The sequence below is a fragment of the Pseudomonas putida NBRC 14164 genome, assembly GCF_000412675.1.
Taxonomy (GTDB): Bacteria; Pseudomonadota; Gammaproteobacteria; order Pseudomonadales; family Pseudomonadaceae; genus Aquipseudomonas; species Aquipseudomonas putida.
Genome location: NC_021505.1, coordinates 2,247,605 through 2,273,262 on the forward strand (window position 1 = coordinate 2,247,605; position 25,658 = coordinate 2,273,262).

Consider the following 25,658-nt stretch of genomic DNA (forward strand, 5'->3'; position numbering starts at 1 on the left):
CAAACTGGCAATGATCCGGCGAATACCGCATACTTGTCGGCAAACGCCGAAACAGGAGTATGCCATGCTTGCCGAAGTGCTTCGCGACAACGGTTACCACGAGTACCGGGCGCGCCTGCAGGCGCTGCTGGAGATACCCGAACTTGCCAGTGACTTCGAAATCCACACCCGCATCACCCATGGGTTTGCCGCCACCTGGCTGGTGAAGTTGACCGAGCGTGGTGTGTTCACCCCGGTGGAGCGGGACCAGATCATTCCCCTGCGCACCCTCAAAACCCGTATCGAGCGTGACCAGCCGCTGACCGTGGAAGAGAGTGATCGGCTGTTCCGCTCGGCCCACATCACCGCCATGGCCGAAGCCGTGTTCGGTGAAGCGGACAAGGCCAAGCGCTGGCTGTCCAAGCCCAAGGAACGCTTCTCGGGGCTGACGCCCATGCAGATGCTCACCACCCAGCAAGGCACCACTCAGGTGGAAGAGATGCTGCTGCAGATTGCCGAGGGCTTTGGCCTGTGATTTTGTGGCGTATCAGCGCCTATGCAGATTTGAGTGGCACTGGGGGGTTGCGTGTAAGCGGCCGCTGGCACCAGGCGGGCCGGCCGGTAGTGTATGCCGCCACCAGCCCTTCCGGGGCCATGCTCGAGGTGCTGGTGCACCTGGAGATCGACCCCGAGGATTTTCCTACCACCATGCGCCTGATCCGTATCGAATTGCCCGACACGGTTTCACAAGCGCAGCTGCCCGCCTTGCAGCCCGGCTGGTCCGCTCAGCCTGAGTTGACCCGGGCGCTGGGCAATCGCTTTCTGGATGACTGCTCGGCATTGTTGCTGCCGGTGCCCAGCGCGATCATGCCCAGCACCATCAACTACCTGTTCAACCCACGGCACGCGCAGGCGCAGCGCGCGAAAATCCAGGTCGAGGATTTTACCCCGGACAGCCGCTTGTTCTAGCGCGTGTTCACCACAGTGCAGCCGACGCCCTCGTCAGCACTCGGTCAAACACGGCGAGCGCCTGGTCTACTTGCGCCTCGGTGGTGAATCGGCCGATGCTCAAGCGCACGCTGTTGCGTGCCTGACGTTCGTCCAGCCCCAGTGCCAGCAGTACATACGAGGCGGCGTTGCTCGCCGAGTTACAGGCCGAGGTGGTCGACAAGGCCAGCTCGCTTGCCAGTGCCGCGCTGTTGAAACCCTTGCTGTCGATGCACAGGTTCAGGGTATGGGGGATGCGTTGGCTGGCGCTGCCGTTAAGGGTCACGCCGGGTAAAACCAGCAGGCCATCGCGCAAGCGTGTGGCCAGTTGCTCAAGGCGCTGGTGCTCGCTGTCACCTGGTTGGCCGGCCAGGGCAAAGGCGCTGCCCATGCCGGCGATCTGATGGGTTGCCAGAGTGCCGGAACGCAGGCCCTGCTCATGGCCGCCGCCGTGCATCTGCGCACGCATCAGCGTACGGGCGCGTGGCCCGACATACAGCGCGCCGATCCCTTTTGGCCCGTAAACCTTGTGCGCCGAGAGCGACATCAGGTCCACGGCCATCGCGTTCAGGTCGATGGCGAGCTTGCCTACGGCCTGTGCGGCATCCACGTGCAGCAGGGCACCGTGGGCACGCACCTGTTGGCCGATGGCGGCAAAATCGGTAACCGTGCCCAGCTCGTTGTTGACCGCCATCAACGATACCAGGCGGGTATCGGCGCGCAACGCTGCCTGCACGCTTGCAGGCTGGATCAGGCCGGCGGCATCCGGCGTCAGGCGGGTCACGGCCCAGCCTTGGCGCTCCAGTTCGGCCACTGTGTCGAGCACGGCTTTGTGCTCCAGTTGGCTAGTGATCAGGTGCCCAGGCTGGTCGAAGCCTTGGGCAATGCCTTTGAGTGCCAGGTTGTTGGATTCGGTAGCGCCCGACGTCCAGACCAGGTTGTCGGCTTGCGCGCCGACGCGCTCGGCCACCTGCTGGCGGGCTTGCTCCACGGCCTGTCGGGCAGCCTGGCCGTAGGCGTGGCCACTGGACGCCGGGTTGCCGAAGTTGGCCTCGCTACCAAGGCAGGCAAGCATGGTTTCGATGACCCGATCGTCGACGGGGGTGGTGGCGGCATAATCGAAATAGAGTGGGGCGCTGGGCATTGGGGCGGGTCCATGTCTGTCGCCGTGAAATCGGCGATTGATGGGGTAAGCGTATCCGCCATGGCTGAGATATTTTTCGCTTCCCGCCGCTATTTTCTCAATGGGCGTGAGAAAAATTTCTCTCTTTCGAACCGTTGATAGAATATTTTTCTTCAGGAGGGCGAGGCTATGGGCCGCCTCTCGCAGGCAGCTTCAGGCGGGCTGCAGGGCCTTCTCTTCCTCGTCTACCACGCGTTCGCACAATTCGGTGATCTGCTCGCGCATCCAGCGGTTGGCCGGGTCCTGATCAGTGCTTTCATGCCAGTACAGGTGCGTTTCCAGTGCGGGCACCTCCACTGGCAGTGGCTGGTAACGCAACTGATGGCGACGGGCGAAACGCTCGGGAACGGTCATCGCCATGTCGGTCTGCTGCAACACCTGCGACGCCATCAGGTAGTGCTGCGAACGCAGGGCGACCTTGCGCTGAACCCCCATCTTGCCCAGCGCCAGGTCGACGTAACCCAGGCCGTTGCGGCGGCTGGAAATATGGATATGGGTCATGCCCAGGTAGCTGTCGAGGGTCAGTTTGCTGTCAGCGAGTGGGTGGCCCTGGCGCAGGGCGCACACATAGCGGTCTTGCATCAGCTTGACGTGGCGCACCTGCGGGTCGGTGTTCAGGGGTGCGTCGATGGCGAAGTCCAGGCGGCCGGCAGCGAGTTCCTTGGTGGTCTCGCGGCGCTTGCACAGGAAGCTTTCGATCAGCACCGCCGGCGCCAGGCGACGCAGGCGCTGGAACAGCGGCGGCAGGATGACCGCCTCGGTCAGGTCGGTCATGCTGATGCGGAAGGTTTTGTTGGCCTGTTGCGGGTTGAAGATGCGGCTTTCCTGGACCGACGTACGCAACAGTGCCAGGGCGTTGCGCACCGGGCCGATGATGTTCTGCGCCATCGGCGTGGGCACCATGCCTTGTGCGGTGCGCACGAACAGCGGGTCATTGAAGGTTTCGCGCAGCCGCGAAAGGGCGTTGGACACTGCAGGCTGGGTAATGCCGACAATCTGCCCGGCGCGGGTCAGGTTGGCTTCGGTGTAGATCGCATCGAACACGATGAACAGGTTGAGGTCGACCTTGCTGAGGTTCATGGGCGCCGCTCTTTGTTGGAATTATTGGCCGATCATATATCGGTTATGAATGTTTATACACGCGGAAAATAGACTAGGTGGATGGGGCCCCGCTGCTCTAGGCTCTGCCCATGTACTCCGAACCGTGAAGGTAGCCCCGATGGATTTCGCCTATTCGCCCAAGGTCCAGGCACTGCGCGAGCGCGTTACTGCGTTCATGGACGCCTACGTGTACCCCGCCGAAGCCGTGTTCGAGCGCCAGGTTGCCGAGGGCGACCGCTGGCAGCCCACGGCAATCATGGAAGAACTCAAGGCCAAGGCCCGCGCCGAAGGGCTGTGGAACCTGTTCTTGCCCGAATCGGAATACGGCGCCGGCCTGAGCAACCTGGAATACGCCCCGCTGGCGGAAATCATGGGCCGCTCGTTGCTCGGGCCGGAGCCGTTCAACTGCTCGGCGCCGGACACCGGCAACATGGAAGTGCTGGTGCGTTATGGCAGCGAAGCGCAGAAACGCCAGTGGCTGGAGCCGTTGTTGCGCGGTGAGATCCGCTCGGCGTTTGCCATGACCGAGCCGGACGTTGCCTCCTCGGACGCGACCAATATGGCCGCCACTGCCGTGCGTGACGGCGACGAATGGGTCATCAATGGCCGCAAATGGTGGACCTCCGGCGCCTGCGACCCGCGTTGCAAGGTCATGATCTTCATGGGCCTGTCCGACCCTGAAGGCCCACGCCACCAGCAGCATTCGATGGTGCTGGTGCCCACCGATGCGCCGGGCGTGAAGATCGTCCGCCCGTTGCCGGTGTTCGGCTATGACGATGCCCCTCATGGCCACGCCGAGGTGCTTTTCGAGAACGTACGGGTGCCTTATGAAAGTGTGCTGCTCGGCGAGGGGCGCGGCTTCGAGATTGCTCAAGGGCGCCTTGGCCCGGGCCGTATCCACCACTGCATGCGCTCGATCGGCATGGCCGAGCGTGCGCTGGAGCTGATGTGCAAGCGGTCGGTGGAGCGTACTGCTTTTGGTCGGCCACTGGCACGGCTGGGTGGCAACGTCGACAAGATCGCCGACTCACGCATGGAAATCGACATGGCGCGGCTGTTGACGTTGAAGGCGGCGTACATGATGGACACCGTCGGCAACAAGGTGGCCCGCAGCGAAATCGCGCAGATCAAGGTGGTGGCGCCAAACGTGGCGTTGAAGGTGATCGACCGGGCGATCCAGATGCATGGCGGGGCAGGGGTGAGCGGCGATTTTCCGCTGGCCTACATGTACGCCATGCAGCGCACCCTGCGCCTGGCCGACGGCCCGGATGAAGTGCACCGGGCGGCGATTGGCAAATATGAAATTGGCAAGTATGTGCCGGTGGAGCTGTTGCGTAGCGGGCGATGAAGTCGTCAGCCTGAGCCGGCCTCTTCGCGGGTGAACCCGCTCCCACAGTGATCGCACAAACTCCCGCAATGTGTAGGAAGTATCTGAATTTCGGCTGAGGCCCCCTGAATTTCCCTTGCTGGTGATAGGTTTTCAACCGTAACCAGGTACAGGGAGTTTAGGGATGCGCGTCAATTTGGAGGGAAAGGGTCAGGCGGTAGATGGTGATGTCACTACAACGGGTGCTGTCTGTATTGCGACCGGGGCGGGCTACCTGGACGAAGGCCGAATGGTGCTCCGTGAGGGCGACCACACCACGCCATGCCCTCTTTGTGGGCAGGTGGGAACTGTCGCTGAAGGTGTGGATCACTTTATTTCCGATGGCCAGCGGGTGGCCATGGATGGTGCGCTGGTTGTCTGTGGCTGTTCGCCGGGCAGCAACCGGGTGGTCGCACCGTTATATGAAGCACCGCCTTCCATGTATTCCATTGCGGGGCCTACCAACACCCACTTAAACCCGCCGTCAGCCACCGCCTACCCCGAGCGCCTCCCCCGAGCCGTCCTAGGTGCACTGCCCGATTCGCTGGAGCCTGGTTTCTATGTAGTTCCTCGACGCATGTCGTTCCCCCAGGTGCTGCTGCAATTGGCCGAGCATGATGCCACTTTGCCGATCTCCCGGTTGCAAAGGCTCAACCCGACGTTTGAGCAAGGCTTCAAGGCTGGGGAGATCTTCGTTATCGGTGATCCTGACAACGCCAATGCCTGTACGCGCGAAGAGGGAGAACTGATGGCGGCTGCGCAGCATGCGCGGCGTGCTCTGGAGGTGCTCGACTACGCCGAAGCGGATTTCATGATGCAGCACCAGGCCGAAATCGCCGGCTTGCTCAGCAACGCCAGCCTGTCCATGGGCGTCGGCAAGGACATGCTCGATCAAGGTTTGAAACAGGTCAGTCATACATTGACCAGTATCGAGCAGTTGCACCAGCGGGAGTTCATGCGCCACGGCCATCTGAACAGCCCGGGCTTTTTCGCGGAACGGCGGCGGCTTCTGCAGCAGCTGGATGGGCAGTTGAAAACGGCATTTTTGAACAAGCAGTTGAACCTTGGGAGCTATGAGCGCTTGAGGAAGAGCTTGAATATTTCGACCAAGAGTCTAGTCCATCACTGCTCGAAAGCGGGCGGGCCGGGGCAAATCCCGGGGTATGCAACGCATCTGGATAAGGTGGTGCGGCTGAGCAAGTATCTTGAATATGGTGGGTATGCTGCAATTGGGCTGGGGGCTACGTCATCTTCTCTGAAAGTGCAAGAGGTCTGTGTTGCAGGTGAAACTGATGACTGCCGGAAAGTCCGATTTACTGAAACGGGTAGTTTCGCTGGTGGCTTAGGAGGAGGGATGGTGGGAGGTTACATCGCAGGTGCTGCCGCTGCCGCGCTATGCGGTGTTTTCGCGGTGGGTACCGGCGGCCTTGGTGTTCCCGTATGCGGGATTGTCCCGATTGGCGCCGGCTCTGCGGCAGGCTCTATGGGTATTGGCGCAGCTGGGGAGAAGGTCGGTGAAATGATTTATGAGGTGATGGATGATTGACTTTGATAGCTGGTCTCCATACTTGCGCATAGCTTTCTTAGTCGCGCCCTTCATTATCGGCCTTGTCGGTATTGCTATGAATGTACAGATCGCGCTGTCAACGGATTTTGATATTGCTCTTTCAGCGATTACCAGCAATCCCTACCTCGAACAGATGAAGCCCGTGTGGGGCGGAGGGAATCTGAGGTCTCGATGTCTACTGATGAGCACGGTCAGCGCGTTGGTTACATTTCCTTGGCTTCATTTGCGCTTGGGATGGTTGGAGGAGGCGGAACTTGAAAGGTTTCCGCCCAAGTTGAGGCGAAAATTAGGAGCAGCTCTTTGGCTGATCCTGATCTCATCAGTCTGGGGGGTGGTGGGGTATTTCATTATAAAGAAATGATCTCCGCCCAGATTCGTAACTTCAGACCCGCATCTGCGGGTCTTCCTTTTTATTGCTAAATTCACCATCGGCATTCGCAGGCTGTTTGGGTTGTATCTCCGCCTTCTCCCCCCGCGTCTTCACCAACGAAACCACCACCCCACCCAGCAGCAACCCGAACGTTACCCCCAACGACAGCAGCGCCGGTACCTTGCCCACCATGCCGTGATAGAAAATCTTGCAACCAATGAAGATAAGTACCAGCGCCAACGCATACTTGAGGTAAACAAACCGGTGCATCAACGCCGACAGCGCGAAGTACAACGAACGCAGCCCAAGAATGGCAAAGATGTTCGAGGTGTAGACAATGAACGGGTCCTGGGTAATGGCGAAAATCGCCGGCACGCTGTCGACGGCAAACACCAGGTCGGCCAGTTCGATCAGCACCAGTGCCAGGAACAACGGGGTGGCGTAACGCAGGGCCTTGCTGTGCCCGGGCGGGGTCTGGCGCACGAAGAAGTGCGAACCGTGGATCTGGTCGGTGACCCGCATGTGCCGGCGCACGAACTTGAGTATCGGGTTGTTGGCCAGGTCAGGGTGGCTGTCTTCCTTCGAAAGCGCCATCTTCACCCCGGTAAACAACAGGAAGGCACCGAAGATATACAGCACCCAGGCAAAGTTTTGCACCAACGCGGCGCCCACGCCAATCATGATCGCCCGCAGGAACACCACCCCCAGGATGCCCCAGAACAGCACGCGATGCTGGTAGCGTCGGGGGATGGCAAAGTAGCTGAAGATCATCGCCATGACGAACACGTTGTCCATCGACAGCGATTGCTCGACCAGGAAACCTGTATAGAACTCCAGCGCCGACTGGGCGCCCAGCTGGTACCAGACCCCGGCGCCGAACAACACGCCAACGCTGAAGTACCCCGAGTACAGCAGCAGGCTTTCGCGCATCTCGATTTCCCGGTCGTGGCGGTGCAGCACGCCCAGGTCGAGCACCAGCAAACCGATGACAATGGCCATGAACACCAGCCACAACCAGGCGCTGGTACCGAGTACAGGGGTGGTGAGGAATGCTTGCAGAGCTGTCATGAGCCCCTCCTTGAATGTCGACGTTGCATGGCAACAGTGATCCGACATGGCGGCTTGGCAGCCGTCAGAGGGGCCCGGTATCACATGAATTTGAGCCTAGACCCGATTGCAGGAGATACCGAATGGGGAGCTGTTACATTTCTTTGCCGGAGCCCACTGCATCAATTCAATACACCCACACCTCGACCCGCCGATTGCGCAGTCGCCCTTGCTCCAGCTCATTGCCGGCCACCGGCAGTTCATCGCCCATACCCGTCACTTCCAGCAACTCCACGCCATCGCGCGCCAGCTCGCGGCGTACCGCCTGGGCCCGAAGGCGCGAGAGCAGGGCGGCGCGGCCAGGCGTTTCCTTGGGGTCGCCAAACCCTACCAGCACCGCTTTGCTCTGCAGCTTGCCAGCCTGGCGCAGGTACTCGGCCACCCGCTGCACGTCGCGCAGGGCCTTGTTGTCGAGGCTGGCGCTGCCTTCCTGGAAACGGAAGTTCACGCTCAGCCGTTGCGCGCGCTGAGCCAGGGTGCGGTAGCGCGGCGGCATGTCGGCCAGGGGCGCTACTGCCAGGGCCTTGATCTGCTGCGAAACAAAGCCCTGCTGGGCGACGATCGCCTGGCCGGCCGGGCTCTGGGCAAAGTCGGCCAGGGCCCTGGCCTGTGGCTTGGGGTTGGCCGGCAGGTAGAAGTACAGGCGCCGTGACAGCGGGTAATCTTCACTGGCTACCAGCGCGCGCTCCGGCAGCATGGCCGGTGCGTCGCCTTCGGCTACCGCCAGCACCTTGGCCCCGTGTACCGCAGCCAGGCTGCTGAAGCCGATGGCCTGGCGGTCGGTGGCCACCTGCGCGGCCAGCTCGTCACTGGACTCGAAACGCCGGGCCTTGGTCGATAGCTCGTTGTGCTGGGGCTCCAGCACCAGCGCCTTGAACGTCTCGAAGGTGCCGGAGCGGTCGTCACGGGCGTACAGGTGGATGGCGCCGCCAGCAATACCCAATTGCTCCCAGCGTTGGATCAGCCCGGAGAAAATCTGCGCCAGTTGCTGAGTGCTGAGTTGCGGCATCGGGTTGTCGGGGTGGACGATAACCGCAACGCCATCCAGGCCGATGACTTGCTCGGCAGCGGCTGCGCGCAGGTCGCCCAAGGCCCGCAGCTGGCGTACTTCGCTGTCGTTGATCGGCCGCGAGGCGGCTGCCAGGTCGGCCTCGCCCCGGCCCAGGGCGATGAAGCCGGTGCTGGATCCGTGGGCAGCGATGTCGATGCGCACGGGTTGGCCATGTGCATCGCGTGCGGTGATCACGGTCTCGTTGGCCCGCTTGCCGGGTTGCTGCTCGATGGCGGTGGCTTGCTGCGCGTGCAATTGCCCCTTCACCAGCGCTGGCAGCAAGGCCGCGCCGATGGTGTTGGAGCCTTGCGCACGCATGTGCATGGGCTCGGCCAAGGTCGCAAACGGGATCAGGGTGAGCAGCAATACAAGCAGGCGGGGCATGCCGGGTGGCCCTGTGGCATAGAGTTGGCCGGCAGATTACGACAGTGGCGTGATGATAATGTGACAGAGCGTAGGGGAGGGCTCTGCCCTCCATTCGCGACACAAGGCCGCTCCCACAGACGACCGCGATTCCTTGTGGGAGCGGCCTTGCGTCGCGATAGGGCCGCAAAGCGGCCCCGGTTATCTCAATGCGCCCCGGCAGACTTGCTCAAATCACTCTCGGCCCACTCGGTATAGATGCACGCATCCGCCACCGCCCAGCGCACCTTCACGGTGTCGCCCGGCTGCATCGGCATGCCTGCGGCCGAGAGTGCCTTCACCGTCAGCTCGGTACCGCCTGCAGTCACCACATGGCAGGTCTGGCTTTCACCCAGGAACAGCACTTCGCCAACCTTGGCACTGACCTCGTTCCAGCCCGCCGGCAGCGGCTCGCGCGCAGCCTGTTCGGCGGTCAGGGCCAGGGCTTTTTCCGGGCGCACCATGATCAGTGCATCCTGCGAGGGGGACAGGCCTGGGGTCAGGCGAATGGCCACTGGCTGGCCCTCGAAGCTCCCGGCGCCATTGCTGCTGGCCTTGATACGCAGGAAGTTGGAGTTGCCCAGGAACGAAGCGACAAAGGCATTCGGTGGGTTCTGGTACAGGTCGTAACCGGTGCCCAGGCCGACGATCTTGCCGTGGCTGAAGATGGCGATGCGCTGCGACAGGCGCATGGCTTCTTCCTGGTCATGGGTGACGTAGACAATGGTGATACCCAGCCGGCGGTGCAGTTGGCGCAGTTCGTCCTGCAGGTCTTCGCGCAGTTTCTTGTCCAGCGCGCCGAGCGGCTCGTCCATCAGCAGGATGCGTGGCTCGTACACCAGTGCCCGGGCAATCGCCACGCGCTGCTGTTGCCCGCCAGACATCTGCGACGGCTTGCGGTGGGCGAACTGCTCCAGCTGTACCAGCTTGAGCATGGCGTCGACCCGCTTTTTGGTCTCGCTGGCGCTCAGCTTGCGGATGGCCAGCGGGAAGGCGATGTTGTCGCGCACGTTCAGGTGTGGGAACAGCGAATAACGCTGGAACACCATGCCGATGTCACGCTTGTGCGGCGGTACATTCACCAGCGACTGGCCGTCTACCAGGATCTCGCCGCTGCTGGGGGTTTCGAAGCCGGCCAGCATCGACAGGGTGGTGGATTTGCCCGAGCCGCTGGAACCGAGGAACGTCAGGAACTCGCCGTCCTGGATTTCCAGGTCGAGGTTGTCCACGGCGGTGAAGTCGCCGTAGTGCTTGTTCAGGCCGCGCAGGCTGACCAGGGTCTTGCCTGGCGCGTTGTCTTTGATCACTGCACTCATTGTTGTTTTCTCCGCGCGCTCAGGCGTTTGTTTCGGTGCGCCGGCGCAAGGCGGCGGCAATGAACATGACAAGCAGCGACAGGCCGATCAGCAGGGTCGAGGCCACGGCGATGACCGGGCTCAGGTCCTGGCGCAGGGTGGTCCACATCTTCACCGGCAGGGTCTGCAGGTCGGGGCTGGCCATCATCACGCTCAGCACCACCTCATCCCACGACACCAGGAAGGCGAACAGGCCGCCGGCGATCATCCCCGGGCGAATGGCCGGGAAGGTGACCTTGAAAATCGCCTGCAGGCGCGAGGCACCGCAGATCACTGCGGCATCCTCGATCGACTGGTCGAACAGCTTCAGCGAGTTGATGATCGAGATGATGGTGAAGGGCAGGGCGACGATCACGTGGCTGACCACGAAGGCGAACAGCGTGCCGGTGTAGCCGAGCTTGAGAAACAGTGCGTACACCGCCACGGCGATGATCACCAGCGGCACGATCATCGGCATGGTGAACAGCCCGTACAGCAGCTCGCGGCCGGGGAAGCGGCCACGCACCAGGGCGAAGGCGCTGGGCAGGCCCAGCAGCACGGCGGCGACGGTGGTCAGCACGGCCACTTTCAGGCTGGCCAGTGCGGCGTCCATCCACTCTGGGTTGGAGAAGAACTGGCCGTACCACTTGAAGGTCCAGCCCGGGGGCGGAAACACCAGCCACTGGGACGAGCCGAACGACAGCAACACGATGAACACCACCGGCAGCAACAGGAAGGCCGCAATGACCCCGGTGGTCAGGTACAGGCCCGTACGCAGCGGGCGGCCCATGGCATTGGGAGACAGGAGCATGGCGGTTTACCTCGCGTTGCCAACCGGGGATTCCGGCTGCAGCTTCAGGTACAGGTAGAAGAGCACCAGGGTGATCGCCACCAGCAGTGCGGCGGCGGCGCTGGCCAGGCCCCAGTTGAGGAACGACTGCACCTGCTGGATGATGAATTCGGGCAGCATCATGTTCTGTGCCCCGCCCAGCAGTGCCGGGGTGACGTAGTAACCGAGCGACATCACGAACACCATCAGCGCGCCGGAGAACAGCCCCGAACGGCACAGTGGCAGGAACACCTTCCAGAAGTTGGTCCACGGGCTGGCGCCGCAGATGGAGCCGGCCTGCAGCACCATCGGGTCGATGGCGTGCATGGTGGCCTGCAGCGGCAGCACGATGAACGGGATCATGATGTAGCTCATGCCGATTACCACGCCGGTGAGGTTGTGCACCATTTCCAGCGGGGTATCGATGATACCCATGGCCATCAACGCCTTGTTGATCACACCCGAGCTTTGCAGCAACACCAGCCACGAGTAGGTGCGCGCGAGCAGGCTGGTCCACATCGACAGCAGCACGATGTTCAGCAGCCAGCGGCCCCAGCCCTTGGGCACCAGGGTGATCGCCCAGGCCAGCGGGAAGCCCAGCAGCACGCTGATCAGGGTGACCACACCGGCCACCGAGAAGGTGTTGAACAGCACCCGTGCGTAGGCCGAGTTGGCGAACAGCTGCTCGTAGTTGCCCAGCCCCGGCGTTGGCTCCAGCACCCCGCGCAGCAACAGGCCGACCAGTGGGGCGAAGAAGAACAGGCCAAGGAACAGCAGGGCCGGCAGCAGGTTGCGGCTGCCCTTCCAGCGCTGGCTCAGGCTGGCGCGGCGAGGGGCCGTTCCGGGGGCGCCGGTGCCCGTGGGGGCACCTTGCGCGTTATGCAGGGCGTTGATGGCGACTTTCATTTGACCAACCACTCATTCCAGCGGGCCGCGATGGCCTGACCGTTCTTGGCCCAGTAGGCGAAGTCGAGGGTGACCTGGTCCTGGGCGTAGGCAGTTGGCAGGTTGGGCGCAAGGTCCTTGTCCAGCTTGGCCACGCTGTCGACGTTGACCGGGGCGTAGGCGGTCTTGTTGGCGAACTCGGCCTGGCCTTCGGCGCTGCTGGCGTTGGCCAGAAACTTCATGGCCGCGTCCTTGTTCTTTGCGCCTTTGGGGATGACCAGGAAGTCGGCCATGACCAGGTTCTGTTTCCAGCTCACACCCACCGGTGCACCGTCTTGCTGCAGGGCATAGACACGGCCGTTCCAGAACTGGCCAAGCGAGGCTTCACCCGAGGCCAGCAGCTGCTGCGACTGGGCGCCACCGCCCCACCAGACGATATCTTGCTTGATGGTGTCGAGTTTCTTGAAGGCGCGGTCCAGGTCCAGCGGGTACAGCTTGTCCGGCGCTACGCCGTCGGCCAGCAGGGCCAGTTCCAGCACGCCCGGGCTGGGCCATTTGTACAGGGCGCGTTTGCCCGGGTAGGTCTTGGTGTCGAACAGTGCAGTCCAGTCCACCGGCTTGTTGGCACCGAGCTTGCCTTCGTTGTAGCCCAGTACGAAGGAGAAGAAGAACGAGCCGACGCCATGGTCGGAGACGAAGCGCGGGTCGATCTTGTCGCGCTTGATCTGGGTGAAGTCGAGGGGTTCCAGCAGGCCTTCGCTGGCGGCGCGCAGGGCAAAGTCGGCTTCGACATCGACCACGTCCCATTGCACGTTGCCGCTTTCGACCATGGCCTTGAGCTTGCCGTAGTCGGTGGGGCCGTCCTGCACGACCTTGATGTCGGTGGATTTGGTGAAGGGTACGGCCCACGCTTCTTTCTGGGCGTCCTGGGTGGTACCGCCCCAGCTGACGAAGTTCAGGCTGTCAGCGGCCTGGGCGGCCTGACATGCTAGGGTCAGCAGGCTGGCGGACAGCACTGCGGTTACACGTTTGCTCAACAGCATGGTTACGCCCTCGTTGCTTTTGTTATTCGAGGCGGGGCTTGTGGTGCGCCCGCCAACAGTGTTCGGGGAGCAGCTAAAACAAAGTGTCTTGGTGGCCGTTTGTGATTGTAGGTGCCGGCCTGCAGATTCAAGGTCTACGGGATACCATATTATGGTATTCCAAACTTTTGGCAAGAGGTATGAGGCGACCGGCCATCACCCGGCCTTTACCAACCGCCGCAACCCTTTGTAGGAGCGGCCTTGTGCCGCGAAAGGGCCGCACAGCGGCCCCAGGGGTTCAGCGTCGACACACACATTGACGGGGCCGCTATGCGGCCCTTTCGCGGCACAAGGCCGCTCCTACAAGGGGACTGTGTCAGGTCGGGAGGCCTGGCTCGAACGGGATGCTCTGCACCACCTCCAGCTCATACCCTGCCAGGCCGGCGTACTTCAGTGGTGGCCCCAGGTGACGCAGCTTGCCCACGCCCAGGTCCTGCAGGATCTGCGCCCCGGTGCCTACTTCGGAGTACACCTTCGACTGCCCACGCTGGTACGGCCTTACCGGCTGTGTCAGCTGTGGTATGCGCTCAAGCAAGGCTTGGGAGGATTCATGGTTGGCCAGGATCACCACCACGCCAGCGCCTTCCTCGGCCACCTTCTGTAGCGCCGCCCACAGTGTCCAGTTGGCGGGGCCTGCGTATTCGGCACCGACCAGATCGCGCAATGGGTCGATGACGTGCACCCGTACCAGGGTCGGTTGCTCGCGGCGGATGTCGCCCATGACCATGGCCATGTGCACGCCACCTTCAATGCGGTCCTCATAGGTGACCAGACGGAAGGTGCCGTGCACGGTCGGCAGCTCGCGCTCGCCGATGCGCTTGATGGTCTGCTCGGTGCTCAGGCGGTAGTGGATCAGGTCGGCGATGGTGCCGATCTTGATGCCATGCCGGGCGGCGAACACTTCCAGGTCGGGGCGCCGGGCCATGGTGCCGTCGTCATTCAGCACCTCAACGATTACCGACGCCGGGCTGAAGCCGGCCAGGCGCGCCAGGTCGCAACCTGCTTCGGTGTGGCCGGCGCGGGTCAGCACGCCGCCTTCGCGGGCGCGCAAGGGGAAGATGTGGCCGGGTTGCACCAGGTCTTCGGGGCGGGCGTTGGCAGCCATGGCCGCCGCCACGGTGCGCGCCCGGTCGGCGGCGGAGATGCCGGTGGTGACGCCGGTGGCCGCCTCGATCGACACGGTGAACGCCGTGCTGAACACGCTGCCGTTGGCGGGTACCATCTGTTCCAGGCCCAGGCGCTGGCAGTGTTCGTCGGTCAGGGTCAGGCAGATCAGGCCACGCGCTTCGCGGGCCATGAAGTTGATGGCCTGGGCGTCGCAACGCTCGGCGGCGATTAGCAGGTCGCCTTCGTTTTCCCGGTCCTCGTCATCCACCAGCAGGACCATCTTGCCTTGCCGGTAGTCCTCGAGAAGCTCCTCGATGGTGTTGAATGCCATGTTGCACGCTCACTGTGGTGGGGTGATTTTTATGGTATACCATCATACACAAATATCGCCTTAACAGGAGAGCAGCGCATGAAGGCCTACTGGATCGCCCATGTGGACGTGACCAACCCCGAGCAGTACCAGCAGTACACCCAACGCGCGCCGGCAGCCTTCGAGGCATTCGGCGGTCGCTTCCTGGCACGTGGCGGGCGCAGCGAGGCGATGGAAGGGCGGCCTACCCCTCAGCGTAGCGTGGTGATCGAGTTCGATTCTTACGAGCAGGCGGTGGCGTGTTATCGGTCCGCGCTTTACCAGGAGGCGTGCAGCCATCGCCAGGGGGTGGCGAAGGCAGAGGTGATCATTGTCGAAGGGTTTGAGCCCTGATGTTGGGCTGATGGCCCTTTCGCGGGTAAACCCGCTCCCACAGGTACACCACAAAGTTCCAGTTCTGTGGTGTACCTGTGGGAGCGGGTTTACCCGCGAAGAGGCCGGACCTGCCTGACGGCATTCCAGCCTCTGCCGTCTGGGGGGTAAGGTTATTTAAGGTGGAATTTGAGTTCACCGGCCGCCTGGCGCATGGCTGCCTTCACCGCTGGCACCTGACTCAGTGGATTGAGCAGGCCGTAGTCGTGGATCATGCCGTTGTAGCGCACCGAGGTAACGGTTACCCCAGCAGCGTTCAACTTGCGTGCATACGCTTCGCCTTCATCACGCAACACATCGAACTCAGCCGTTTGCACCAGCGCTGGCGGCAAGCCCTTGAGCTGTTCACTGCTGGCCCGCAGCGGCGAGGCGTAGATCTGTTCCCGCGCCTTGGCATCGGTGGTGTAGTTGTCCCAAAACCACTTCATCATCCCGGTGGTCAGAAAGTGCCCTTCGGCAAACTGCTTGTACGATGCCGTCTCGAAGCTGGCATCGGTCACCGGCCACAGCAACAGCTGGAAGCGCAGGGCAGGGGTGCCGGCCTGTTTGGCTTTCAGCGCCACTACTGCCGCCATGTTGCCGCCAACGCTGTTGCCGGCCACCGCCAGGCGCTTGCCGTCCACGCCGATCTCCTTGCCATGCTCGGCCACCCAGCGGGTCGCAGCGTAGGCCTGGTTGATCGCCGTCGGGTAGTGCGCTTCCGGCGACGGGGTGTAGTCCACATAGACCGCCACCGCACCCGAGCCGACGACCAGGTCGCGAATCAGCCGCTGGTGGGTCGGGAAGTCGCCAAGCACCCAACCGCCGCCGTGGAAGAACATGAATACTGGCAGGTCACCCTTCACATTGGCCGGGCGGACCACTTGCAGCTTGATCGACTCGCCGCTGGCCTGGACGGTGCGTTCCTTTACTTCGATACCGGAGAGGTCGACCTTGACCGATGCCTGGGCCCCCGTCAGCACTGCCCGGGCGTCTTTCGGGCTGAGTTGTTCCAGAGGCTTGCCGCCGCCTTGTTCCAGGGCTTCGAGAAACGCCTGGGTGTGCTGCTCGACACCAGGGCTCCCCGCAGCGAAAGCGCTGGAAACGGACAGGGCCAGAAGGGAGGCGGTAAGGGTTTTGTGGACAATGTTCATGAGCGAATCCTTTTCCATGCAAGTGTTGGTAGTGGGCGTCTTGCCTGGCCTGTTGGGCCATCGCTGCGACTTGTGCGTAGGTTAGGCAGATGCACTGGCGGGAAAAAGCCGCTATAAAGCGTTTGACTGTCACCATGAGCGAGACAATGAACCCCTACGAAGATATGCGCATCTTTGCCCAGGTCATGGAGGCCGGCAGTTTCACCGCCGCCGCCGACCGCCTGGGCATGTCCAAGCAATCGGTCAGCCGGCGCCTGATGCAGCTCGAAGAGCGCTTGGGCGTACGCCTGCTCAACCGCTCTACCCGGCGCCTGGACGCCACGCCGCTGGGCCAGCACTACTACCAGTCGGCGCTGCGCCTGCTGGGCGAGGTGCAGCAGGTGGAACACGACATCAGCGGCCAGGCCCAGGCCCTGCGCGGCACCTTGCGGCTGAGCGCACCGCTGTCGTTCGCCATGTCACACCTGGGCTGCCTGTTGACCGAGTTTTTGCAATTGCACCCGCAAGTCGATGTCGAGGTGGACCTCAGTGATCGTGCCGTGGACCTGATCGGCGAAGGCTACGACTTGGCGCTGCGGATTGGCGCGCTGGAGGACTCCAGCCTGATTGCGCGGCGCATTGCCAGTGTCGAGCGGGTGTATTGCGCGAGCCCGGCGTACCTGCAGGCGCGGGGTGTACCGCTAAAACCGGAGGATCTGGCCGGGCACGACTGCCTGCCCTATGGTCATTCTCGCCAGGTGCAGTGGCAGTTCCGCCAGGGCGGCAAGGCGCAGGCGATTCAGGTGACAGGGCGCATGCGCGCGAACAACGGCGAGTTGCTCAGGGATGCCGCTATCGCCGGGATGGGGGTGACCTACCTGCCGACCTTCATCGTTGGGCAGGCGTTGGCGGATGGGCGGCTGGTGAATGTGCTTGAAGAGTGGACGCCGCCTGCCTTGCAGTTATCAGCGGTGTATCCGCAGCACAGGCAGGTGGCGCGGCCGGTGCAGGGGTTTGTGAGCTTTTTGCGCGAGCGCTTGGTGCAGTTGTAGGCCAGCCTCGGCACCTTGCCGCGAAGCGCAACGCCAGCGGCAAGGCGAGCGTCCGGATCGACGCCAGGATCAAGCCAGATGGCGGCCCAGCTTGAGGCGCCAGCGCGCCGGCAAAGCGCCCAGCAAGCGCAGCACCAATATGAAGGTGGCGGGGAAGGCGATTTCCAGCGGCCGGCGTGGCAGGCGCGCGATGATATGAGTGGCGGCGCGTTCGGCGCTCCATAGCTGGGGCATGGGGAAGTCGTTGCGGCGGGTGAGGGGGGTGTCGACGAAGCCGGGACTGACCAGGGTGACATCGATACCTTCGCCCGCCAGGTCGATGCGCAGGGACTCGACCAGATACCGCAATGCCGCCTTCGACGCGCCATAGGCGCCGGCGCGCGGCAGCGCCAACCAGCTGACCGAACTGCCCATCACCACCAGGTGTGGCTGCTGGCCGCGGCGTAGTAACGGCAGGGCGGCGGCCAGGCAAAGGCTGGTGCCGGTCAGGTTGGTACGTATCACTCGCTCGACAAGCGCCGGGTCGAAGTGCCCCGGCTCCAGGTACTCGCAGGTGCCCGCATTGAGGATCACCTGGTCCAGTGCGCCCCAGGCGCGCTCGATCTCCCCGGCCATCTGCGCCACCTGCCCAGGCTGGTCGATATCGCCCACGGTCAGCAGTACCTGCCCCGGGAACTGCGCGGCCAGTGCCGTCAGCTTGTCTGCGTGGCGTGCACCCAACGCCACCTGATGGCCTTGCTCCAGCAAGTGCAATGCCAGCGCAGCACCAATGCCGCTGCCGGCACCGGTGAGCCAGCAACGGCTCATGCCAGCCTGCCTTTAAGCCAGCGAATGGCGCGGCCCATGACCGGCACATGCTCGTACAGCAGCGCGCCGGCGTCGAAGTAATCCTGGTGAAAGTGCACCCGCTCATGCCAGCGCAGGTGGCTGCACCCCTGCAGGCTGATCAGTTGGCCACGGGCCAGCTGCGGGTGGCGATATTGCAAGGTCCAGCGAATGTAGCCGTGGCCCGGTTCCAGCTCGTCGGTGCCTTCGAAGCGGTAATGGCACTCGGGCACCTTCGCGTACAACTGGGCGAAATAAGCCCGCAGCGCGGGAAGGCCGGTGAGCTGGTGCAGAGGGTCGCGAAATGCTACGTCCTCGCTGTACAGGTCGTTCAGCAAGTCGAGGTTGTGTGTATCGAGCGTGGCAAAGCGTTCGGCGAAGGATTGCAGGTAGCTGGACATGCACAATACCTGTACAAGTTAGGTTCTTTGTACAAGGTATAGTGCAGGTCTCTGTAGAAATCTATACAGAATAATTATTCTGTACAGGGTGTGTTCGTTCGACATGAGCTTTTCAGCGCCTGAGAGATCGAGCGCCGCCCGCGCTGCGCTCGATCTCCCTGGCGCAGAAAATCATGTGGTGAGCTCGCCCAGCCCGATCAAACCGCCATCGAACTCATCCATGGCATCCAGCATCGCTTCGCGCAAGTAAGCCAGCGATGCCCGATCGAACAGCAACTGCAACGCCGGCCGCTCATCACTGCCTACATTCACCACAATCACATTGATCCGTGCCGCTGAAGTCTGCGCTACCGCCCCGACCGGAAACGCCCCGGCACGTAAATCCACCCCGCACAACTTGGCCATCACCGCACTGCCATGCACCCCTGACAGTTGCAACCAGGCATGGCTGTCCTGGCGCGGCAGCAGGTAGTTACGCTGTGCATCCTGCACCCACTCGGCTTCCGCGGCAGCCACCCGTGCGCCTTCGTCGGCCAGGCTGCCCAGCAACAGGTACTCGGTTTGCGACAACCGCGCTACCCAGCCGCCGTCGTCCTGACGCGCGGCCTGGTTCGGCTGCTGAGGTAAACGGTAGCCACGTTGCTGCAGGTAGGCAGCACTGTCGCCCCCGCGAAAGCCGACCCTTGCCACATCGGTCAGGTCGGTCAAAGCACAGGTGTGCAACAACTCGGCCCGCGGGCTGCGAGGGATAAACGCTTCGGCTTGCAAACTGGTCATGGCTCAGAGCTCCTGGCGCAGGTTGTCGGGATCGTGGAACGGCAGTTGCACCACCTTGGCGTGCACCATCGCGCCGCCTTCCACGCGGATCGGGATGTGCGTGCCGGGGGTGGCCTGGTGGGCGCCGGCATAGGCCAGGCCGATGATTTGCCCCAAGGTTTGCGAGTACTCGCAGGAAGTGACATTGCCGGTGATGTCCAGCCCGTCCAGTACCAGGTGCCCCTCAAGTGGCTGCGGGCTGCCCTGTGGCAGGGTGAAGCCGACCAGCTTGCGCTTGAGCGGCTGCGCCTCAAGGATTTCGATGGAACGCTTACCGATGAAGAACGGCTTCTTGCGGCCGATGGCCCACTGCATGTCGATCTCTGCCGGGTGGGTCATGCCGTCGGTGTCCTGGCTAATGATCACATGGCCTTTTTCCAGGCGCAGCAGGCGCTGGGTCTCGACACCGAACGGGCGAATACCCAGGTCCGTACCGGCTTGCATCAGGGCGTCCCACAAGCGTTCGGCATGGCGCGCCGGCACATGCACTTCATAGCCCAGTTCACCGACGAAACCCACCCGCAGGATGCGCGCCGAAATGCCAGCCACCTCGCCCTGGCGTACGCCGAGGTAGGGGAAGGCTTCTGCCGACAGGTCCACGTCTTCGCACACCTTGGCCAGCACCTGGCGTGACAGTGGCCCGGCCAGGTTGACGGCGGCCAGGGCGGCGGTAACGTTGGTGATGTCCACGTTCAGGCGCCACTGCGCGTTCCACTTCAGCATCTGTTGGTAGATGCGGTCGACACCGCTGGTAGTGGCGGTGACATAGAAGTGTTGCTCGCCCAGGCGTGCACAGACGCCGTCGTCTATCACCACGCCCTGTTCGTTGGTCATCAGCGCATAGCGGGTGCGGCCGACAGGCAGCTTGGCAAAGCCGAAGGTGTATACGCGCTCCAGCAGTTCTGCAGCGTCGGGGCCGCGTACGTCCAGGCCGCCCAGAGTAGAAACGTCGATCAGGCCAACTTTTTCCCGCACATGGCGGGCTTCTTCCTGCATGCAGCGCTCACGTTCCTCTGGCTTGCCGTAATAAGCCGGACGTTGCCAGATACCGGCAGGCATCATTTTCGCCCCGGCTTGCAGGTGGCGACGGTGCATGGGTGTTTGCCGGTACGGGTCGAAGGCACGACCGGCGACATGCGCCAGTTTTTCGGCCTGGAACGGTGGGCGCGCGGTGGTCACCCCGGTCTCGCTGATGCTGCGGCCAGTGGCATGGGCGACCAGGCGTGCAGTGGGCAGCGCCGAGTGGCGCCCTTGGGACGGGCCCATGCCGACCGTGGAGAAGCGCTTGACCAGTTGTATGTCACGGTAGCCACTGCGGGTGGCGTTGACGATGTCGCGCACTTGCAGGTCTTCGTCGAAGTCGACGAAATCCTTGCCTTTGGGGTGCGGGAAAATCGGCCAGGGGAAATTGACCTTGGCTTCGGCGCTGAACACAGGCTGCGACGGCGCTTGCAGGCCCAGCGCTGCCAGTGCATCGGCGGCCCCGCGTGTGGCATCGGCCAGCACGTTTGCCAGCGAGTGACGGCCGTTTACCGAGCCAGCGATATCCAGCCCGGCCGGCAGGTGGCTGAGGGTGAACTCGTCACGGTTGACGTCATAAGCCAGCTTGCCACCGGCCTGGCACAGCAACTGATACACCGGCATGTAGCCCGCCGACATGCACAGCAAGTCGCAGGCCAGGCGCAGGCCATGCGCGCCGACCTTGCCCTGGCCGGTGATCGGGCGAATGTCCACCCCGCTGACATGGCGCATGCCTGTTTCGTGCAGCGCTTCGTACACCGTGCTGCCCAGGTGCACGGGAATATCGCGGCGCTTCAGTTCGGCAGCCAGTGCGGCATCGGCTGGCGCGGCGCGCATATCGACCACGGCAGCCACAGCCACGCCTTGCTCCTGCAGGTCGAGGGCGGCCAGGTAGCCATCATCGTGGCCGGTGAGGATCACCGCGCGCTGGCCCGGCTTGACCGCGTACAGCTTCATCAGCCGCTGGGCGGCGCTGGTCAGCATCACCCCCGGCAGGTCGTTGTTGCGGAACACCACCGGCTGGTCGAACGAACCGGCCGCCACCAGGCAACGGCTGGCGCGTACCTTGTACAAGCGCTTGTGCTGGATCACCGGCAGGTAATTGTCGGTGAACCAGCCGTTGCAGGTGGCCTCCAGCAGCACCTGGATGTTCGGGTGGCCCTCGAGGGTGGCCAGCAGCTCCTGGCGCAGGCTGGCGGCGCGGGTGCCGGCGATGTCGAAGCGGGCGTAGGCAAGCGAGCCACCCAGCACAGGCTGTTGTTCGATCAGCAGCACCTTGGCCCCGGCATTGGCCGCGTCCAGCGCGGCGCGCAGGCCGGCGGGGCCGCCGCCGATGACCGCCACATCAACGAACAGGTAGGCTTTGTCGTAGTACTGCGGCTTGAAGCCAAGGTCGAGCACGCCCAGGCCGGCCTTCTTGCGAATCAGCGGCTCCCATACCTTCCACATGCCCTTGGGCTTGTAGAAAGAGCGGTAGTAGAAGCCCACCGGCATGAAGCGTGAGAACTTGCCCAGGTAGGCGTCACGGTCCTGCGTCAGGCTGCCGTTGAAGTTCTGCCCTTCGACCACCTGGCCCTCGCGGGCGGCTTCCAGGTCGGCCAGCACGTTGGGTTCTTCAGGCAATTGCACCAAGGTGTTGGCGTCCTGGCCGGCCATGCTCAGCGGGCCGCGTGGGCGATGGTATTTGAACGAGCGCGACAGCAGCCAGCGGCCGTTACCCAGCAGGGCGCTGGCAATGGTGTCACCGGCAAAGCCTTGGCAGGCCTGGCCGTCGAACTCGAAGCGCAGGGGCCGCTCGCGGTCGATCAGCAGGCCCATGGGCACGGGGAGGCGGGTAGGGCTGTTCATCCGGCGATCTCCGGGGTGGCGGCGGGGGTGAAGTCGACGCGGCGGTCGAACAGTGCTTTCGGGTCGAAGGTGCGCAGCACTTGGTCGCTTCCCGTGTGGCGCTCGGCCAGGAACCAGTAGCTGGAGGCGTTGTGCAGCCACCACTCGGTCACCACCCCGGCCAGGTTGTCGCTGTTGAACACATAGTCGGCCCACTCGGCGTCGCTGCAGCTAGCCGGGTCGGGCATGTGCTTGAACTCGCCGCCGTAGGTGAACTCGCTGATGTTGCGCGGGCCGTTCAAGGGGCAGGTCAGGATCTTCATCGTCGTTGCTCCTAGTGGCTGGCCGCAGTGGCGCCCATTTCGTTGACTTGCTGGAAGCGGCTGAAGCGCTCCAGGGCGAAGGGGGCGATCATTTCGGGTACCTTGCCGCCGCTGGCCACCAGCTCGGCCATGGTCTTGCCGCAGATGGGCGTGGCCTTGAAGCCCCAGGTTCCCCAGCCGGCATCCAGGTAGTAGTTGTGCACTGGCGACAGGCCCATGATCGGGCTGTAATCCGGGGTCATGTCGGTCATCCCGGCCCACTGGCGCATCAGCTTGGCGTTGGCCATGAACGGGAACATCTCGATGGCGTGGGCCAGCAGGCTTTCCTTGAGGTCGAGGGTGGAGCGGGTGTTGTACAGCGGGTACGGGTCGGAGCCGCCGCCAAAGACGATTTCCCCACGGCTGGTCTGTTGCACATAACAATGCAGCGCCGACGAGCTGACCAGCGGATCGAGAAATGGCTTGAACGGTTGGGTGACCATGGCCTGCAGCGGGTAGGTGTGAATCGGCGCACGGATGCCTGCCTTGGCCATCAGCAGCGAACTGGCGCCGGCCACGGCCTGGACCACGCAGCCGCACTGCACCGTGCCACGGTTGGTCTTCACCGCTTCGATGCGGCCATTGCGAATCAGCAGGTCCTGTACTTCGGTCAGCTGGTGGATTTCCACGCCGCGCTTGGCCGCCTGTTTGGCGTAGCCCCAGGCCACTGCGTCATGGCGTGCAGTGGCACCGTCGATGTGCCACAGGCCTGCCAGCACCGGCAGGTGGCCAGGGTCGAGGTTGAGGCTGGGCACCAGTTCGCGAATCTGTTGGCGGTCGATCATTTCGGTGCGCCCGCCAAAGTGCTTGTTGACCTCGGCACGCTGGCGGAAGGCGCGCACGGTGGCATCGGTGTGCGCCAGGGTGAGCTGGCCGCGCTCGGAATACATGATGTTGAAGTCGAACTCGTTGGACAGGTTCTGGAACATGCGCACCGATTCTGCGTAAAAGCGCACACCCTCGCTGGTGAGGTAGTTGGAGCGGATAACCGCGGTGTTGCGTGCGGTGTTTCCGCCTCCCAGGTAGGCCTTTTCCAGCACGGCGACGTTGGTCACGCCGTGGTACTTGGCCAGGTAGTAGGCGATGGCCAGGCCATGGCCGCCGCCGCCAATGATCACCACGTCATAACGAGGCTTGAGTTCGCACGGTGGCGGCAGGTCGACCTCCACCGGGTAGTCGGCACTCAGGCCGTATTTCAGCAGGGCGAAAGGCATGCGGTGCGCTCCTGGTGGGCGGCCTGTTGCTGCAGGTCGAGGGCGAGCAGGGTGTTTTTCATCAGGTAGGCGATGGTCATCGGGCCGACGCCACCGGGCACCGGAGTAATGCCGGCGACCTGGGGCAGGGCAGCGGCGAAGTCGACATCACCGACCAGGCGGCTGTGGCCGCCGTCATCGACGCGGTTGATGCCGACGTCGATCACCACCGCGCCGGGCTTGAGCCAGTCGGCGCCTATCAGCCGAGGTTTGCCCACTGCGGCCACCAGGATGTCGGCCTGGCGGCACAGCGCCGGCAGGTCGCGGCTGCGCGAGTGCACCACGGTCACCGTGCAGTCGGCCTGCAGCAGCAGGGCAGCCATGGGCTTGCCGACAATGTTCGAGCGGCCGACCACCACCGCATGCTTGCCGCGCAGCTCGCCACAGGCGTCGCGCAGCAGGCGCATGCAACCGTTGGGGGTGCACGGGGTGAGCACATCGCGGCCCTGGGCCAGGCCACCAACGTTCTCGCTGTGGAAGCCGTCCACGTCCTTGAGCGGGCTGATGGCTTGCAAAACAAAGTGCTCGTCGATGTGCGCGGGCAACGGCAGTTGCACGAGGATGCCGTTTACCTCCGGGTCGCGGTTAAGGCGGTCGATCAAGGTCAGCAGGTGGGCCTGGGTGGTGTCGGCGGGCAGGCGATGTTCCAACGAGCGGATGCCCACCTCTTCGGCGCGCAGCACCTTGTTGCGTACGTACACCTGGCTGGCGGCATCGGCGCCCACCAGCACCACGGCCAGGCCTGGTTGCACGCCGCCTTGGCGCAGTTCCTGCACCTGCGCGCGCACTTCGGCCAGCACCCGCGCGGCGGTGGCCTTGCCGTCGATCAGCTTGACGCTGGGAAGGGCGCTCATTTGAAGATCACCGTGCGGTCGTGGTTAAGGAACACCCGGTGTTCCAGGTGGTATTTCACGGCGCGGGACAGGGCGATGGTCTCGGTGTCGCGGCCGATGGCCACCAGGTCGTCTGGCGCGTAGGCGTGGTCAACGCGCTGCACTTCCTGCTCGATGATCGGGCCCTCGTCCAGGTCGCTGGTCACATAGTGGGCGGTGGCGCCGATCAGCTTGACCCCGCGCTGGTAGGCCTGGTGGTAGGGCTTGGCCCCTTTGAAACCGGGCAGGAACGAGTGATGGATGTTGATCGCCCGGCCCGACAGCTGGCGGCACAGGTCATCGGAGAGGATTTGCATGTAGCGCGCCAGCACCACCAGTTCGGTGCCGGTGTCCTCGACGATGCGCAGCAGCGCGGCTTCCTGTTCGGCCTTGGTGTCTTTGCTCACCGGCAGGTAGACGAAGCGAATGCCCTGGCGCTCGGCCATCGGGCGCAGGTCCAGGTGGTTGGAAACCACGGCGGTGATGTGCATGTCCAGCTCGCCCTTGGCGTGGCGGTACAGCAGGTCGGACAGGCAGTGGTCGAACTTGCTCACCATCAGCAGCACACGCATGGGCCGGGCGCTGCTGTGCAGGCTCCATTGCATGTCGAAGCGCTGGGCCACGTCGGTAAAGCCGGCCTCCAGCTGCGGCGTGTCACCGCTGATACCGGTGTTGAAGCGGAACACGGCGCGCATGAAGAAGCGCCCATTGTCCTCGTCGTCGAACTGCGCCATCTCGCTGATGTAGCAACCGTGCTCGGCCAGGTAGGTGGTCACCGCGGCGACGATGCCAGACACGGCCGGGCAGCTGACGCGCAGGATGAAGTGATCGGGAGCGGGGTGCATGTCGGATAGGCCTCGTGATGGAGTGGGGCAGGTCGGGCACAAGGGCAAAAGAAGCTTCGCGAGAGGGCGAAGTGGTGTTTCTTCGTAGGAATATAAATTTCCTTTAGGCGATTTATAGGCGAAATGAGGGGGGCCGGTCTAGCGGTTTGTGAAATTTTTTATCCTGACAGGAAAGTTTTTT

The 25,658-nt window shown here is 63.3% G+C and carries 25 protein-coding genes; 7 read left to right on the forward strand and 18 right to left on the reverse strand.

The features are described from left to right. Positions 1-64 precede the first annotated feature (64 nt). Positions 65-514 (forward strand): antitoxin Xre/MbcA/ParS toxin-binding domain-containing protein, encoded by a 450-nt coding sequence (locus PP4_RS10020; protein ID WP_016487684.1) that lies wholly within the window; start codon positions 65-67, stop codon positions 512-514. After that, positions 511-948 carry an RES family NAD+ phosphorylase gene (locus tag PP4_RS10025; RefSeq protein WP_016487683.1) on the forward strand — a complete coding sequence of 146 codons (438 nt, stop codon included), beginning with the start codon at positions 511-513 and terminating at the stop codon, positions 946-948. The genes PP4_RS10020 and PP4_RS10025 overlap by 4 nt, the downstream gene beginning before the upstream one ends. Before the next feature lie 7 nt (positions 949-955). Here the strand turns inward: PP4_RS10025 and PP4_RS10030 are convergent, their stop codons facing one another. Both PP4_RS10030 and PP4_RS10035 read right to left on the reverse strand, forming a co-directional pair. Continuing rightward, positions 956-2,110, reverse strand: coding sequence for a cysteine desulfurase family protein (locus PP4_RS10030; protein WP_016499067.1), 1,155 nt, complete (start codon positions 2,108-2,110; stop codon positions 956-958). A 192-nt stretch (positions 2,111-2,302) separates the two neighbouring features. Then, the gene (locus PP4_RS10035; protein ID WP_016499068.1) at positions 2,303-3,229 is read right to left on the reverse strand and encodes a LysR family transcriptional regulator; all 927 of its coding nucleotides are present in this window, start codon (positions 3,227-3,229) and stop codon (positions 2,303-2,305) included. Between the two features lie 139 nt (positions 3,230-3,368). On the opposite strand from PP4_RS10035, the gene PP4_RS10040 reads away from it, so the two are divergent. The 3 genes from PP4_RS10040 to PP4_RS10050 all read left to right on the forward strand — a co-directional run bounded on the left by PP4_RS10040 (position 3,369) and on the right by PP4_RS10050 (position 6,544). After that, the gene (locus PP4_RS10040; protein ID WP_016499069.1) at positions 3,369-4,598 is read left to right on the forward strand and encodes an acyl-CoA dehydrogenase; all 1,230 of its coding nucleotides are present in this window, start codon (positions 3,369-3,371) and stop codon (positions 4,596-4,598) included. Between the two features lie 163 nt (positions 4,599-4,761). Beyond that, complete coding sequence (locus tag PP4_RS10045; RefSeq protein ID WP_016499070.1) at positions 4,762-6,162, forward strand: PAAR domain-containing protein; 1,401 nt, start codon at positions 4,762-4,764, stop codon at positions 6,160-6,162. Next, positions 6,155-6,544: a hypothetical protein gene (locus tag PP4_RS10050; RefSeq protein WP_041167676.1), complete on the forward strand. Its 390-nt coding sequence runs from the start codon at positions 6,155-6,157 to the stop codon at positions 6,542-6,544. The genes PP4_RS10045 and PP4_RS10050 overlap by 8 nt, the downstream gene beginning before the upstream one ends. Before the next feature lie 21 nt (positions 6,545-6,565). Here the strand turns inward: PP4_RS10050 and PP4_RS10055 are convergent, their stop codons facing one another. The 7 genes from PP4_RS10055 to ribBA all read right to left on the reverse strand — a co-directional run bounded on the left by PP4_RS10055 (position 6,566) and on the right by ribBA (position 14,681). Continuing rightward, positions 6,566-7,621 (reverse strand): TerC family protein, encoded by a 1,056-nt coding sequence (locus PP4_RS10055; protein WP_016499071.1) that lies wholly within the window; start codon positions 7,619-7,621, stop codon positions 6,566-6,568. Positions 7,622-7,787: 166 nt separating this feature from the next. Next, positions 7,788-9,095: a substrate-binding domain-containing protein gene (locus tag PP4_RS10060; RefSeq protein WP_016499072.1), complete on the reverse strand. Its 1,308-nt coding sequence runs from the start codon at positions 9,093-9,095 to the stop codon at positions 7,788-7,790. Positions 9,096-9,280: 185 nt separating this feature from the next. After that, on the reverse strand, positions 9,281-10,429 hold the full coding sequence (locus tag PP4_RS10065) for an ABC transporter ATP-binding protein (protein WP_016499073.1): 1,149 nt from the start codon (positions 10,427-10,429) through the stop codon (positions 9,281-9,283). Positions 10,430-10,448: 19 nt separating this feature from the next. Beyond that, entirely contained in the window at positions 10,449-11,258 is an 810-nt protein-coding gene (locus PP4_RS10070; protein WP_016499074.1) for an ABC transporter permease, read from the reverse strand. A 6-nt stretch (positions 11,259-11,264) separates the two neighbouring features. Beyond that, positions 11,265-12,182 carry an ABC transporter permease gene (locus tag PP4_RS10075; protein WP_016499075.1) on the reverse strand — a complete coding sequence of 306 codons (918 nt, stop codon included), beginning with the start codon at positions 12,180-12,182 and terminating at the stop codon, positions 11,265-11,267. Then, a complete protein-coding gene (locus tag PP4_RS10080; RefSeq protein WP_016499076.1) occupies positions 12,179-13,204 on the reverse strand; it encodes an ABC transporter substrate-binding protein in 1,026 nt (341 codons plus the stop codon). The genes PP4_RS10075 and PP4_RS10080 overlap by 4 nt, the downstream gene beginning before the upstream one ends. A gap of 355 nt (positions 13,205-13,559) precedes the next feature. Further along, positions 13,560-14,681, reverse strand: a complete 1,122-nt coding sequence (gene ribBA, locus PP4_RS10085; RefSeq protein WP_016499077.1) for a bifunctional 3,4-dihydroxy-2-butanone-4-phosphate synthase/GTP cyclohydrolase II — start codon at positions 14,679-14,681, stop codon at positions 13,560-13,562. 78 nt (positions 14,682-14,759) lie between these two features. On the opposite strand from ribBA, the gene PP4_RS10090 reads away from it, so the two are divergent. Further along, positions 14,760-15,053, forward strand: a complete 294-nt coding sequence (locus PP4_RS10090) for a DUF1330 domain-containing protein (protein WP_016499078.1) — start codon at positions 14,760-14,762, stop codon at positions 15,051-15,053. 152 nt (positions 15,054-15,205) lie between these two features. On the opposite strand, the gene PP4_RS10095 is transcribed toward PP4_RS10090, so the two are convergent. Then, on the reverse strand, positions 15,206-16,225 hold the full coding sequence (locus PP4_RS10095; RefSeq protein WP_016499079.1) for an alpha/beta hydrolase: 1,020 nt from the start codon (positions 16,223-16,225) through the stop codon (positions 15,206-15,208). A gap of 146 nt (positions 16,226-16,371) precedes the next feature. Between PP4_RS10095 and PP4_RS10100 the strand changes: the two genes are divergently transcribed. After that, positions 16,372-17,256 carry a LysR family transcriptional regulator gene (locus PP4_RS10100; RefSeq protein WP_016499080.1) on the forward strand — a complete coding sequence of 295 codons (885 nt, stop codon included), beginning with the start codon at positions 16,372-16,374 and terminating at the stop codon, positions 17,254-17,256. Between the two features lie 69 nt (positions 17,257-17,325). Here the strand turns inward: PP4_RS10100 and PP4_RS10105 are convergent, their stop codons facing one another. The 8 genes from PP4_RS10105 to purU all read right to left on the reverse strand — a co-directional run bounded on the left by PP4_RS10105 (position 17,326) and on the right by purU (position 25,477). Beyond that, positions 17,326-18,063 (reverse strand): SDR family NAD(P)-dependent oxidoreductase, encoded by a 738-nt coding sequence (locus tag PP4_RS10105; RefSeq protein ID WP_016499081.1) that lies wholly within the window; start codon positions 18,061-18,063, stop codon positions 17,326-17,328. Next, the gene (locus tag PP4_RS10110; RefSeq protein ID WP_016499082.1) at positions 18,060-18,482 is read right to left on the reverse strand and encodes a nuclear transport factor 2 family protein; all 423 of its coding nucleotides are present in this window, start codon (positions 18,480-18,482) and stop codon (positions 18,060-18,062) included. Before PP4_RS10110 ends, PP4_RS10105 begins: the two co-directional genes overlap by 4 nt. A 171-nt stretch (positions 18,483-18,653) precedes the next feature. Then, complete coding sequence (locus tag PP4_RS10115) at positions 18,654-19,259, reverse strand: aminomethyltransferase family protein (protein WP_016499083.1); 606 nt, start codon at positions 19,257-19,259, stop codon at positions 18,654-18,656. A 3-nt stretch (positions 19,260-19,262) separates the two neighbouring features. Continuing rightward, positions 19,263-22,166 carry a 2Fe-2S iron-sulfur cluster-binding protein gene (locus tag PP4_RS10120; protein WP_016499084.1) on the reverse strand — a complete coding sequence of 968 codons (2,904 nt, stop codon included), beginning with the start codon at positions 22,164-22,166 and terminating at the stop codon, positions 19,263-19,265. Continuing rightward, a complete protein-coding gene (locus tag PP4_RS10125; RefSeq protein ID WP_016499085.1) occupies positions 22,163-22,468 on the reverse strand; it encodes a sarcosine oxidase subunit delta in 306 nt (101 codons plus the stop codon). The genes PP4_RS10120 and PP4_RS10125 overlap by 4 nt, the downstream gene beginning before the upstream one ends. 11 nt (positions 22,469-22,479) lie before the next feature. Then, positions 22,480-23,721 (reverse strand): FAD-dependent oxidoreductase, encoded by a 1,242-nt coding sequence (locus PP4_RS10130; RefSeq protein ID WP_016499086.1) that lies wholly within the window; start codon positions 23,719-23,721, stop codon positions 22,480-22,482. Continuing rightward, complete coding sequence (gene folD, locus PP4_RS10135) at positions 23,703-24,614, reverse strand: bifunctional methylenetetrahydrofolate dehydrogenase/methenyltetrahydrofolate cyclohydrolase FolD (RefSeq protein WP_016499087.1); 912 nt, start codon at positions 24,612-24,614, stop codon at positions 23,703-23,705. The genes PP4_RS10130 and folD overlap by 19 nt, the downstream gene beginning before the upstream one ends. Next, entirely contained in the window at positions 24,611-25,477 is an 867-nt protein-coding gene (gene purU / locus PP4_RS10140) for a formyltetrahydrofolate deformylase (protein WP_016499088.1), read from the reverse strand. The genes folD and purU overlap by 4 nt, the downstream gene beginning before the upstream one ends. Positions 25,478-25,658 lie beyond the last annotated feature (181 nt).